Raw genomic sequence first — 13,137 nt, 5'->3', positions numbered from 1 at the left:
AATGTCCGTAACCTACGATTACAAAGGCAAACTGGTTGTTGTAACCGGTGGTGCACGTGGCCTCGGCTTCGCGATGGCGCAACGGCTAATCAATTCCAATGCAAAGGTGGTGATCACTGATCTTCAGGAAGAGGGCCTCAAGTCTGCATGCGAGCAACTCGGAGAAAACGCCTCCTATCGCGTTCACAATGTGACGGCTTATGACAGCACACCTGCGCTTGTCGATGACATCGAAGCGAAGGAAGGACCTATCTTTGGTCTGGTCAACAACGCTGGCGTTCATTTGAAAAAGCCTATCTGGGATGTGACTGATGAGGAGTGGCTGAATGTAGTCAACATCAACCAGAACGGCTTGTTCGTGATGACCCGCGAAGTACTGCGCTACATGCGTCCACGCAAGGATGGTTCCATCGTGAACGTATCTTCCATGGGCGGTTTGCTAGCTCTGCCAACGGCACCAGCCTACGTCACCACAAAAACGGCAGTTATTGGTTTGACCCGTAACCTTGCTGTGGACTTGGGACCGGAAAACATCCGCGTCAATGCTATCTGTCCGGGCTTCATCGATACGGAAATGACCCGTGCAGTTCTGGATGGGGATCCAGTCCGCGGTGCAAAAATCAAAGGCCGCATCCCAATGCCGCGCCTTGCTCAGCCTGAAGAGATCGCTGCGATGGTCGCCTTCCTTTGCTCTGAAGATGCAGCTTACGTCAGCGGCCAGTCCATCGCCGTCGATGGCGGCTTTTCTGTAGGGTTCTGATTATGACTATCTCCTACACTAAATCTCTTTTGACCGCCGCAAAGACCATTGAAGTGGTTGAGGTAGAAATGCCTGAAACCATCGAGAAGGATCATGTGCGCCTGCGTTTGGCAACGGCAAGCATCTGTGGCACAGACATGCACTACTTCCGCCACTTCGCGAACTCTGGCTTCTATCTGGATTATCCTGTTACATTGGGTCACGAAGCCAGTGCTTATGTCGTCGATGCCAACGGTCACTCATTTGAAACCAATCAGCTGGTCGCAATCAATCCGGTCATCGAGTGTGGCTCCTGTCCGAAATGTCAGTCTGGCGACATCAACATGTGTGCCACAAAGCGCTTTCCGGGTTCAGCAACCACAAAACCGCATATTGATGGGTTCTTCAGAGAGTATTTCGATTTTCCAGCCCGTTGTCTGCGTGCGGTTTCTCCAGACGCCAATCCTGAGCATTTGACATTTGCCGAACCACTGGCTTGTGCAATGCATTCAGTGAACCGCGCAGAGGTGAAAGCAGGTGATAAAGTTCTCGTCACAGGTATGGGACCAATGGGTCTTCTGGCCACCATCGCGGCGCATGCATTGGGAGCGGAAGTGCACGCAACTGACCTGAATGCCGAAGCTCTTGAAGCGGCTAAAGCTGTTGGCGCGTCCAAAGGATACCTGAGCGGCCCTGATGTAGATGTGAAAGTGCCTGAAAACCATTATGACGTGGTGATTGAAGCAAGTGGTTCACCGCACGCTTACAATCAGGCGCTGGCATCAGTGCGCAAGCAGGGCACAATCTCAATCCTGTCTTTGATCCAACCAACGTCAGTTCCGATCAACTTACACCTCAACACTCTTAAAGAGGTCCGCTCCATCGGCAGCATCCTCTTCACCAACGAATATGACCAAGCTGTGAAGCTGATTGAATCCGGCTCGGTGAACTTTGATGCAATCATCGCCGGTCGCTATCCAATCTCACAGGTTCAGGAAGCTTGCGAGTTCATGAACAGCGGTAAAGCAGTCGGTAAAGTCCTCGTTCAACGAGATTAAGGACCTCCCTGCCACTGGTGAACATTGACCTCACGAGGCGAACTTGGGGTAACCAGTGGCAGAAAAAGGACTATCAGCCTGCTCCTACAGGCTGATAGTCCGCAAACCAATCAAAAAACAAAAATTACTTCAAGCTTGGTTTTTTAAAGCCAAGAACAGCCCCTTTGTGCCTTCTCACTTAACGGGAGAACACTAGGCGGCGGGAGATCTCTTATGAAAGTTGTCGCTCTTGGTGAATGCATGATTGAACTGGCAGAGGCAGGTTCAGGTCAGTACAAGCAAGGTTTTGCAGGAGATACCTTCAACACGGCGGTCTATCTCTCCAGGCAGTTTTCTCCTGAATTGGAAGTATCTTATCTCACCGGCCTTGGTTCAGATAGTTTCAGTCAGTCAATGCGTGCAGCCATGGTCAAAGAAGGCATTGATATCTCTCATATTATTGAGATCTCTGAGGGGCAGCCGGGCCTTTACATGGTGGAAACAGATGATGAAGGTGAGCGTAGCTTCCATTACTGGCGTGAAAACTCGGCAGCTCGCCAGATGTTTGCTGGCTGGTCTGCTTATCAGGTCTACGAGTACTTGTCACCCTTTGAGATGATCTACTTCTCGGGCATCTCCCTCGCAATTCTGGACACACAACAGCAAGACAATCTCATGAGTGCCTTGCAAGAGCTCTCCAGGTCCACAAAGATCGCTTTTGATCCTAACTTTCGGGCTCGTCTTTGGCCTAATCAAGATCGCTGCCGATTACTCTTCCAGACGGCAGCTTCCATAGCCGATATTGCCTTGGTCACAACCGATGATCATTCGGCACTCTGGCAAGAAGACAACCCCAAAACCATCGCCCAAAACTGGCTGGGCTGGGGCGCAAAAGAAGTTATCGTCAAAGAAGGTGCCAACACCTGCATAGTTCTAACCCAAGATGACCTGACCGAAATTCCACCTCCTCATAAAATCACCCCAACAGACACCACCGGCGCTGGCGACTCCTTCGCTGCCGGCTACTTAGGCGCCCGCATATTGGGCCAGCCCATCGGAAGCGCGGCAGTATTAGCGCATACTATAGCGGCCAAGGTGATACAGCATCCGGGGGCGATTGTTGACGAGAGGGTTTGGGAGTAAAAAGAGCAACTAGCTCAGTTCCAGATTGAGCTCACCCATTGCACCCAATGGAAAATCAAACTGTATATAAGCAGGTATGCGGATGCGGGGTATGGTTTTGGGGGTGGAGAGAATGAGCGGAGTTAAGGCATTGGGTCTTGGTTTTGCTGGAAGCTTCACTTGCTTTGGTTGGGAACCGTGGCAGGAGTGTGAAGAGAACTAGAACTAATCTAGGGCAGTGGCGACAAGTGTGCAAACCCCGCAGCGGCTTTCGTTGATGAGCCCAGTTAAGCTATGAGTAAATGCTCTGGTGCTGGATTAGTCAGTCTGCAAACCTTCGCAAATGTTTGTCTTGTTCATTCGGGAAGACCCTTTCCGGAAATGAGGTGTCGTGTCTCCCGTTCTGCGGTCTCTGACTGAAGCAACATAAAAAGCTGCTTTCAGAAAGGGAGAGGATATGATTGGGGCACTTAAGAGATTTTCACGCACAACTGCATTGGCTTTGTCACTTGGCATAGCTGGATTTGCTGGCGGACAAGCGCAGGCAGATGAAAGCCTGATCCTGGCGCATGCAATGAACACGGATCACGTGTTTCATGCGCTTTCCGAACGTTTTATGGGGGAGCTGGACGGCAAGCCCATCAACATTGATTATCATCCCGGCGGTGATCTTGGTGACTGGACCTCGCTGTTTGAACAGTCCATGCAAGGTGTTGTGCCAATGAGCCTGACATGGGGCGCATCTGAGTTTGATGGCCGATTGGACCTTGCCTACCTCGGTTATGTGGTTTCCAACTGGGAACAGGCGCAGAAGCTCTATGGCCCGGGCTCAGATATGCTGGATATCTACAACGGTATCCTTCATGAACTTGGCTTGCATGCCGTCGGGATTATTCCAACGGACTTTGGTTCTGTCGTGATCCGCAAAGGCGTTGGCAAGGTGCCGGTCAATTTTCCTAATGATGCCAATGGCTTGAAGATCCGCGTTCCGGGTCTGCCGATGGCGGTGGAACGCTTCAACAATCTGGGTTTTTCCGCTGTGCCGATCCCGCTGGCAGAGGTTTACACCGCCCTTCAGCTTGGCACAGTCGATGCGCGTTCATTCTCAACCGCAGTTGAGACGTATTCACTACGTGACGTTCTGGAAACCAACATCCTCACCAATGACTATTTTGAGCACGCCTTCTGGCTAGTGAACAAGGACTGGTGGGAAGGCCTTGAAACAGCTGATCGTGAAGCTCTGCAAACTGCGATCGACACCACACTTGAGTGGTCTTGGGGAGAAGCGCAAGCAAAGAGCGAAGAGTTCCTGCAAAAAGCCAGAGATGCCGGGATCAAGGTGGTCGAGCTGGATGATGCCCAGCTGGCGGCTGCGCGCAAGATTGCTCATGAAACAGAATGGCCAGCCATGGAGAAAATCATTGGCTCTGAGATCATGAGCCAGATCCGTCAAGCTGCTGCAAACTAATAATAATTGAAGAGAAGGCCGGAGCGTGCTCCGGTCTTCGGTTGGGAGGCATATGACCGTGAATCGCGAGTCTAAACAGCACCCGCGTGCGCCGGTGCAGGTCGCTTCATTCATCTATGATCCGGAAATTACTGAGACTGAGCCGCCGGATCATGTCACAGCAATCCCCGAAGGTCCGAAATCCAAAAGCATGACTGGGCTGCTAAAAGCGGAGCGGCTTCTGGAAAGATCTCTGTATTTTGGTCTGGTGCTGATGGGCATTGGTCTTGCTGCAATCATGTTTGTGCAGGTTCTGCTCCGCTATGTGTTTGCGCTGCCGTTTGTCGGCATTGAAGAGCTTGCTCTGCTGATGGGGGCCTGGTTTTACTTTCTGGGGCTTGCTTATGTGACCCGTAATGGAGAGCACATTCACGGTGGCATCGTGACACTGCTGATCAAAAGCCCGCGAAAGATCCAAGGCATCCGTTTGATCATGACACTGGCCAGTATCGCAGCATGTCTGGTGTTTGGATACTACGCCAGCAAGTACGCGATCTTTGAAATAGAGCGTGGGCGCGCAAGTTCTTACATGCGCTGGCCAAAGGGGCTGTGGTCTGCCTCCATGATCATCGGATTTGCAGGCACCATCATCTACCTCTCGCTGCAAGCCATCAATCAAACCATCGATCTCAAAACAAGACTGTCAGTCGTGAAGAAGGGCTAATCATGTTCATTTTTCTTGCCTCTCTTCTGCTTATCGTCGTGCTATTGCTCGCTGAAATGCCAATCGCATTTGCGTTTGGTGTTGGCGCGCTGGTGTTCGGCATTGCGTCAGACTCAAACGTCTCCTTCTTGATCCCTTACGCCTATCAGACCACACTCAGCTTTGCTCTGCTGGCGCTGCCATTGTTCGTTTTGGCTGGAACGTTGATGGCTGAAGGTGGTATCTCAGATCGTCTGCTCAGTTTCGTGAATGCGTTTGTCGGACGTATGAAAGGTGGGCTTGGTGCGGTGACCGTTATCACCTGCGCTCTATTTGGTGCGATCTCAGGTTCGTCATCTGCCGCCATTGCGGCGATTGGGCAGATCATGATCCCGCGGATGGTGAAGGAAGGCTATCCGGTTGGCCATGCAACAGCGTTGGTTGCGTGTTCTTCTGTGTTGGCGCTGATGATCCCGCCGTCTATTCCGATGATTGTGTTCGCGGTGACTGGTGGCTTGTCGGTCGGAGCAGCATTCCTGTCGACAGTTATTCCGGGCGTCTTGCTGGCTCTGGTTTACATCGGGCTTAACTTCTTCTTCCTGCGCAAGGTGGATACCATTCAGGTGGAGGAGCCATTGCCATTTAAGGAAGCGGCGCAGAATGTTGCCAGCAGCGGGCTGAAGGCATTCTGGGCGCTGATGATGCCATTGCTGGTATTGGGGGTGATTTACAGCGGTATTGCCACGCCAACAGAAGCTGCCGCAATCTCACTGGTTTATGCGATTGTTGTTGGGGTGTTTATCTATAAGGGGCTTAGCTTCAAGGATATTCCGGCGGCCTTTGTACGGGCGGCGATCACCACAAGTTCCATCATTGCAGTGCTGTTCTTCCTGTTTGTGATGAGCCGGGCAATGATCCTGCAACAGGTGCCGCGTGAGGTAGCTGAAGTCCTGATCTCACTAACGGAAAACAAGATCCTGATCTTGTTGTTGATCAACCTCATCTTGCTGCTTATTGGCATGATCGTGGATGATGTGTCTGGCAGTGTGCTGGCGGCGATTGTGTTGCTTCCTGTGGCAACGGAGATTGGCGTTCATCCAATTCACTTTGCCGCAATTGTTGGCACCAATCTGGGGCTGGGGAATGTATCTCCACCGTGTGCGCCCATGCTTTACATGGCCGCTGGGGTGAGCAAGCTCACGCTGGACAAGTACGTGGGCATCACACTTAAGTTCCTGCTGCTTGGGCATCTGCCGATGGTTCTCATCGTCACCTTCTTCCCGGAACTGTCGCTGGCTCTGCCAAGACTGATCATGGGTATCGACGTTTAATCCATCCCATCCTCTGCGGCGATCTCATCGCAGAGGATCAGTTGGCTGAGAGCTTGATGACTTTCAGCGCACTTCCAGCAAGATATTCGTGAAGCTTCAAGAGTTGCTCCTTCGCAGCAACCTCATTGCCAATAGCGACTGAGCGCATGATGTCTGCGTGAAACTGGCTGCAGACCATGGTGTCGTCACGCGTTTTATTAGCAAACCAGAACCGGCGGGATTGGCTCTGCACACGGGCAAGAGCATGGTGGAAGTATGGGTTGCCGCTGGCATTAGTAATGGCGAAGTGAATGCCTCGCAAAGCCTCCAGCAGGCTAGCATCTTCATCACCTTGCGCACTTTCCAAAATGTTCTGTGCCAGTTGCAGCATATGAACGCGGTGTTCGCTGCTACCACGCAGGATCGCATATTTGATGCAAGTCGGTTCAATCTCTTTGCGGATCTCCAAAAGCTGAAGTTGCTGCGCTGCTGAAATCTCCAGAAACTCGACACCTTTTCGTGCATGCACTTTCAGCATGTCTTCCTGCTCAAGAGCCTGAAGGGCTTCTCTGACGGGAGTGCGTCCAAGCTGTAATATGGCAGAGAGTTTGTTTTCTGAGTAAAGCTGCTCCGTATCCAGCTCTCTGAAAATGACTTTGCGCTCTATCTCAGCCTTGGCAAAAGCTGCTTGTGTTGTTGCTTGGAAATCAGACACCTGGTGCTCCGCTTGCTTAAGCTGGCATGTAAATTCTGGCGGTGAAGCTAGAGCAATGGAATCTGCGAGTGAAGCAATCTGTTTATTTCCACATTTGTACTTAGGATAAGTTTCAAACTGTATATCTGGTAATAGTGCTTAGCTGTGCGCAAGTATATGTACAGATGATTGCTGTGCATTTTCTATCTGTATATATAAGGCATAACAGCCACTCCGATAGTTACTCTCTTATCTATCTGTTTTGTAAAGATATTTTTTGTGTGAGTGAGAATTTGAAGCTACTCACCACAACACTGTCAGTGACTATTTCAGCTGACTGTATGTACGTTCTTCTACTTTTGTCAGTGCCCGCTCTTCATGATGTGTTTCACAATATGTTAGTTAGGAAGAGAGGGCTCATAAGTCAGCTCATCCTCTCATATTAGCGTTATATAACAATATGTTATCTTATATGTGAGTGGCGATATGGCTTGGAAGGAATTAGCATTAAGCGCAGTCGACAGTCCGGTGTTGGACGAGGCTGATGTTGTGGTGTGTGGAGGCGGCCCGGCAGGTGTTGCTGCGGCTGTGATGAGCGCCCGGGATGGCCTTAAAACAATCCTTGTCGAGAAGAATGGCTTTTGCGGTGGCGCTGCAACAGCAGGTCTGTCTGGAACGATCTGCGGTCTGTACCTGACGCAGGATGAAATCGCCAAGAAAACACCTAAGCAGGTCGTCTTTGGTTTTGCAGAAGAGTTTCGTCAGAGACTAGAAGGCAAGCAGGGCGTCACAGAGCCTCAGATCTACGGCAACACGCATGTGTTGACATTCGACCCACTGCGCTGGCGCGAGGTGGCCGATGATTTACTGGAAGAAGCTGGTGTAACATGTTTGTATCACTGCCTCATCACTGAGGTGATGAGAGAGGATCAGCGCATAAAGGCGATCAAGCTGGAAAGTTCAGCTGGAAGCACCTTCCTGAAAGCCAAGGCTTTCATTGATGCGACGGGTGATGCAGCTGTACTGGCGAAGGCCGGGTGTGAGCATTCTTATGGAGATAAGGGCAACATCCAGAACCCAACCATGATGTTCCGTCTTTCCAACGTGGAAGCAGAAGGTTTTTATAAGGTCTTTGGCGAGGACACCATTTCGCCGCCTGAGGTCACCGAGAAGATCCGCGAAGTCAACGCAAGTGGTGAGCGTCATCTGCCGCGGGATAAGGTCTGGGTCTTCCCAACACCGCAAGACGGTGTGTTTTTGATGAACTGTACCCGCCTTGCCGGGCAAGGTGGCCGGATGCTGAATGTCATCAATCCAGCAGATCGCACCTATGCAGAGATCTATGGTCGCCGCTCAGCCCGTGACTATCATGCCTTCTTCAAAGAGAACGTTGAGGGCTTTGAGAAAACACAGCTGATCGACATGCCGCCAGAAATCGGTGTGCGCCAGACCCGGACGATCCGTGGCACCAAAACACTAACAAACGATCAGGTCGTGAACTGCGAGAAGCCAGCGGACGGCATTGCCCGCTCATCTTGGCCAATCGAGCTGCATGCAGGCAAGCAGAGCAAGCTGCATTGGCTGATGAACGACTACTACGAGATCCCTTGGGGCACGCTTGTTCCTGAGGAGTTGGACAACACCATTGTCGCCGGCCGTTGCCTGAGCGCAGAGCATGAGGCGTTGGCATCTGCCCGCGTGACTGCACAGTGCTTTGAAATGGGCCATGCAGCGGCTGTCGCAAGCAAAATTTCACTCGAAAGTGCAGTGAAATACAAAGATCTGGATCCGGAGCAAATCCGCCAGAAAATGCGCGTGAATAACAGCGCATTGTAGCACCTAGTCACATTCAAACTAACCACAAGTAACTGTAGGAAGCTGTAGCCGTAAGGATGCTGCTTCCTGCAAAGGGCTCGTGCGGCCTGACGCCGCCGAAACCCTTGTCTGAAGGCCAAACATCGGGAGAGATATTATGGCTTTGGAGGAACCCATGACAAAACCAACCACAAATAAGGGGGAGATACTTAAGCCCAGCTTGGACAAGTCCATTTTCTTGCCAAGCCTACTCTTCAGCCTTGCGATCATCATTCCGATGATCCTGATGGGTGAGGCACTCAATCCTTACATCACAGCAATCAATAACTTCGTGTCGCACAGCTTTGGCTGGGCATACATGGCTTACGGCACCATAGGCCTGTTCTTTCTGGCATGGGTGGCCTTTGGCCCACTGGCCAACGTAAAGCTTGGCAACGCAGACGATAAACCAGCCTTCAACGATTCAAGCTGGGCCTTCATGATCCTGGCAGCCGGTTTCGGTATCGGCGTGGTCAACTGGTCCATGGTTGAGCCTATGATTACCATGGCCTCTGCTCCTGCTGGTGCAGAACCATTCTCCGCAAAAGCTGCCGAGGATGCTCTGGCTTATGGCCTGATCCACTGGGGGCCATTCCTTTGGGTTGGCTACATGGCACTGGGCCTTCCATTCGCGTACTTCTTGTTTGCTCGTAAGCCAAAGGTTCAGCGTTTTGCTCTTTGCTTTGAGCCAATCCTTGGTCAAAAGCGGGTTGAGGGACCAATCGGTACCGCAATCAATGCATTCGCTGTTTTCGGTCTTATCGGTGGTATCGGTACGACCCTTGGTCTTGCTATTCCGCTGCTGGCTGGTCTGCTTTCCGTGTTCATCGGTATCGAGCACACCATGTTCGTGGAAGTCGGCGTTCTGCTCTTCTTCGGCGCATTGACCATGTACTCCCTTTCCAAAACCATTTCGAAAGGGATGAAACTGCTCTCAGATTTCAACGGCTGGCTTGTTGTTGTTGTGCTGGGCGCGATGATCTTGTTTGGCCCAACGGCTTACATCATGAACAGCTTCACAAGCATCTTCGGTAATGCAATGGAGCTTATGCCACATGTGTTCACCTGGACGGATACTTACGGCCTGTCCAACGGATATGCGCAGGACCAGAGCGTGTTCTACATGGCTTGGTACATCGCATATGCACCTCAGATGGGCCTGTTCGTAGCATGCGTATCTCGCGGCAGAACTCTGAAGAACGTTGTGCTGGGCTGTGTTGGTTACGGCTCCCTGTCTGCCTTCGTGTTCTTCGCAATTCTGGGTGCTTTCGCTGTTCAGCTTCAGCTCTCCGGCACTGTTGACCTTGCCGCAAACTTCAATGAGCACGGTATTCCGTCTACAGTAGCGCTGGCGTTGAGCAACACCCCGCTTCCAGCACTCGCTGTGCCAATCTATCTGGTGATGGTGGCAATCTTCGTGATCACCACGATCGAAGCTTGTACCCGTAACCTGGCGTCCATGACCAACAAGAACATCAGCGGCGACATTGAGCCTTCAACCTCTTCCCGTCTGATCTGGTGTGCAATCATCATTGCAATCAGCTTCGGTGTGATCCTTGTTGGCGGTCTGGATGTGGTTGTCACGCTGGCTCTGGTGCCAACGGTGCCACTCGTTGCACTCAGCTTCCTTGCGACCTACTGCATGGTCAAGGCAGCTCGCAAAGACTTCCCGCACCTGTTCCGCTCCAAATACACCGCCATCGAGCGGCATGAAGATGGATCTTTGACGGTGAAAACCGCAGAACTCTAAGAACCCTGAGAGAGGCAGCAATCGCTGCCTCTTTTACTTTTCCCTCAAGGCGGCTTTTGCGATCAGCTCAATTCCCTCCGGAATAAGCGCGTTATCGATCACCGAATATCCTAGACGGATATGGTTCAGGTTCTCACTTGGATTGGAGAAGGTGAAGCCACCCGTTTCGAAGTAAACGCTGGACTCCATCACCTTTTGCTGCAGCTTCCCGGCATCAATGTCTTCTGGCAATTTCAACCAGATGCTTCCCCCGCCAAACTCTGGTAGTACAGAAGCACCCGGAAAATGCGCTTCAAGCGACTGATGCATCGTCTTGCATCTGGTTTTGTATTCATTCGAGATTTTTGCAAGAAACCGGTCAAAGTAGCCCCGCTGCAGGAACAGGGCGACACTACGCTGGTTATTGACCGGTGGGTGCCGCAGAATGTGGTGCCGCAACGCCTTGGCCTCGCGAATAAACTCTCTGTCTGCCACCAGATAGCCAATGCGCAGCCCCGGCATCAGGCTCTTGGACAGGCTGCCCGCATAAATCACGTTCCCACATCGATCCAAGCTCTTGAGAGCAGGCGGCGGCGTCTTGTCAAAGGCGATCTCTGCCTCGTAATCATCCTCAATAATGAACTGACGGTTTTGCGCCGTGATGCGCAGCAGTTCTTCCCGTCGTTCAACGGGCATGGTGACAGTGGTTGGAAACTGATGGCTCGGCGTAGTGTAAAGGCATTTACATTGGTTGATCTCATCACTCAGGATCATTCCGCCTTTATCGATCGGTAACCTGCGCACATTCAGGTTTTCCATCTGCGCCATATTCAGAATGTCCGGATATCCCGGATCTTCTATCCCGATCGTCTCACCTGTCCGCAGCAGCAGTTTTACAGCAAGGTATAGCGCTTGCTGCCCTCCCAGTGTGATCAGGATTTCTTCCGGGTGAGCAATGATCCCGCGCTTGGACAGAACACGCTGCATCAGCTGTTCAACAAGCAACTCATCATCAATGGAGGAGTAATCTGTCGCCCAGTTTCGCATCTCCACCACATTGACAGAGTCGCGAATACACTCGCGCCAGCTGGCAATCGGGAACAGGTTCGGATCGATCAGCCCGCAGATGAACGGGAAGCGAAACCGGACGAGACTGTCACTTGGCTTCACCACACGAGGCATGTTGAAACTCCGCCCGCGAAAATGCGAGTTGAAGTCCATCTTAATCACATCTGTATCACTACTATTGGCAGGTGATGTGTACAGATCCTGTGAGGCCTGACTGGAGAGCAATGCATCCTCGCGAATGTAGATGCCAGCCCGGTCTCGGCTCTCCACAAATCCATCCTGCTTCAGGCTCTCATAGGCCAGCGAAACTGTGGTGACACTCACCTCTAAGTCTTTGGAAAGCTTGCGAATTGAAGGTAGTGGACGATGAATGGGAAACTGCCGGTTCACAATTGCAATTGCCAGCTGACGCCGAATTTGTGTTTGCAAACTTTCGGATGAACTTCGGTCAATTCGGATCAGGTTGGCGTACATTTTCTTCTCTTTCCAAATCCAGTTAGCTCAACTGTATATATGAAAGAGAGTTACTGTATATAAAATAAAATGACAATCAAAAATAGACTGTCTCTCAATTCAGAAGGGCAAAGAGGCACCACAAACGCTCTCCAGCTCCTCTGACATTAACGGGAAGCTGAACCGCGCAAAGCGGATCAGGATTACTTGGGAGCAGACTATGTCAGTTGAGTTTTCCGTCGAAAACAAAGTGGCCTACATACAGCTGAATCGGCCTAAACAGCGCAACGCGCAAAACAAAGAAATGCTGGATCTGCTGGATGCAGCTCTGGAGCGGGTTGAAACCTGCGACACAATCAATGCAGCCATAATTTTTGGCGCAGATCCATCCTTCTGTGCAGGCAGTGATCTGACAGAACTGGGTGCGTTGGATCTGGATGGCATTTGTGACGTTGAAAAACGTAAAGCAGCTTTCCTGCGCCGCATTTCACTCTGCCCAAAACCAATCATCGCAGCCGTACAGGGCTATGCTGTGGGAGGCGGTGCCTTCCTCGCAGCAGCGTGTGATGTGGTCGTGGCCGCAGAGAACGTGAAGTTCAAAGGCATGGAAGTGCCAAATGGCTGGATCACTCCATGGGGATTTCATGCACTGAACGCCCGCATGGCTCCGCGCCACGCACAGCGCGCTGCATGGGGTTACAAGTTCATCACCGCAACAGAAGCTCTGCGCATCGGTCTGGTTGATGAAGTGGTTGCACTGGAAGACCTGTTTGAGACAGCCCGTACCATTGCTGAGGAACTCGCAGCACTTCCACCGGTTTCAGTACAAGCGACAAAGCGCTGGTATCTGAATGCTTGTCTGGCGGATGGAGAGGCCGAAGACGCCAAGCTGAATTCTCTCTTCCGCCAGCATTGCCAGATGGAAGCTGCGCAAGAAACCTTCAAAAAATTCGAAAAATAAAAGATCACTGGGAGATAGCT

11 protein-coding genes are annotated in these 13,137 nt (G+C 51.5%); 9 read left to right on the top strand and 2 right to left on the bottom strand.

Annotation, left to right across the window (positions count from 1 at the left end; genetic code table 11):
• The first annotated feature begins 1 nt into the window (after position 1).
• The 6 genes from QT397_00390 to QT397_00365 all read left to right on the top strand — a co-directional run bounded on the left by QT397_00390 (position 2) and on the right by QT397_00365 (position 6,379).
• Positions 2-760 (top strand): SDR family NAD(P)-dependent oxidoreductase, encoded by a 759-nt coding sequence (locus tag QT397_00390; protein ID WNZ53867.1) that lies wholly within the window; start codon positions 2-4, stop codon positions 758-760.
• Between the two features lie 2 nt (positions 761-762).
• Positions 763-1,797: an alcohol dehydrogenase catalytic domain-containing protein gene (locus QT397_00385; GenBank protein ID WNZ53866.1), complete on the top strand. Its 1,035-nt coding sequence runs from the start codon at positions 763-765 to the stop codon at positions 1,795-1,797.
• A 213-nt stretch (positions 1,798-2,010) separates the two neighbouring features.
• Positions 2,011-2,919, top strand: coding sequence for a sugar kinase (locus QT397_00380; protein ID WNZ53865.1), 909 nt, complete (start codon positions 2,011-2,013; stop codon positions 2,917-2,919).
• A 436-nt stretch (positions 2,920-3,355) separates the two neighbouring features.
• Entirely contained in the window at positions 3,356-4,366 is a 1,011-nt protein-coding gene (dctP, locus tag QT397_00375; GenBank protein ID WNZ53864.1) for a TRAP transporter substrate-binding protein DctP, read from the top strand.
• 52 nt (positions 4,367-4,418) lie between these two features.
• Positions 4,419-5,069 (top strand): TRAP transporter small permease, encoded by a 651-nt coding sequence (locus tag QT397_00370; GenBank protein ID WNZ53863.1) that lies wholly within the window; start codon positions 4,419-4,421, stop codon positions 5,067-5,069.
• A 2-nt stretch (positions 5,070-5,071) separates the two neighbouring features.
• On the top strand, positions 5,072-6,379 hold the full coding sequence (locus tag QT397_00365; GenBank protein WNZ53862.1) for a TRAP transporter large permease: 1,308 nt from the start codon (positions 5,072-5,074) through the stop codon (positions 6,377-6,379).
• Positions 6,380-6,416: 37 nt separating this feature from the next.
• Here QT397_00365 and QT397_00360 read toward each other — a convergent pair whose 3' ends face one another.
• The gene (locus QT397_00360) at positions 6,417-7,073 is read right to left on the bottom strand and encodes a GntR family transcriptional regulator (GenBank protein WNZ53861.1); all 657 of its coding nucleotides are present in this window, start codon (positions 7,071-7,073) and stop codon (positions 6,417-6,419) included.
• Between the two features lie 465 nt (positions 7,074-7,538).
• On the opposite strand from QT397_00360, the gene QT397_00355 reads away from it, so the two are divergent.
• Positions 7,539-8,888 (top strand): FAD-dependent oxidoreductase, encoded by a 1,350-nt coding sequence (locus QT397_00355; protein ID WNZ53860.1) that lies wholly within the window; start codon positions 7,539-7,541, stop codon positions 8,886-8,888.
• Positions 8,889-9,042: 154 nt separating this feature from the next.
• Entirely contained in the window at positions 9,043-10,656 is a 1,614-nt protein-coding gene (locus tag QT397_00350) for a BCCT family transporter (GenBank protein ID WNZ53859.1), read from the top strand.
• Between the two features lie 33 nt (positions 10,657-10,689).
• Here the strand turns inward: QT397_00350 and QT397_00345 are convergent, their stop codons facing one another.
• Positions 10,690-12,177, bottom strand: coding sequence for a PLP-dependent aminotransferase family protein (locus tag QT397_00345; GenBank protein WNZ53858.1), 1,488 nt, complete (start codon positions 12,175-12,177; stop codon positions 10,690-10,692).
• A 199-nt stretch (positions 12,178-12,376) separates the two neighbouring features.
• Here QT397_00345 and QT397_00340 point away from each other — a divergent pair, with 199 nt between their 5' ends.
• Positions 12,377-13,117, top strand: coding sequence for an enoyl-CoA hydratase/isomerase family protein (locus QT397_00340; GenBank protein ID WNZ53857.1), 741 nt, complete (start codon positions 12,377-12,379; stop codon positions 13,115-13,117).
• Positions 13,118-13,137 lie beyond the last annotated feature (20 nt).

It is taken from the genome of Microbulbifer sp. MKSA007, from assembly GCA_032615215.1.
Classification (GTDB): Bacteria; Pseudomonadota; Gammaproteobacteria; order Pseudomonadales; family Cellvibrionaceae; genus Microbulbifer.
The sequence above is the reverse complement of the archived record's forward strand: the minus strand, read 5'-3'. Positions and strand labels throughout refer to the sequence as shown.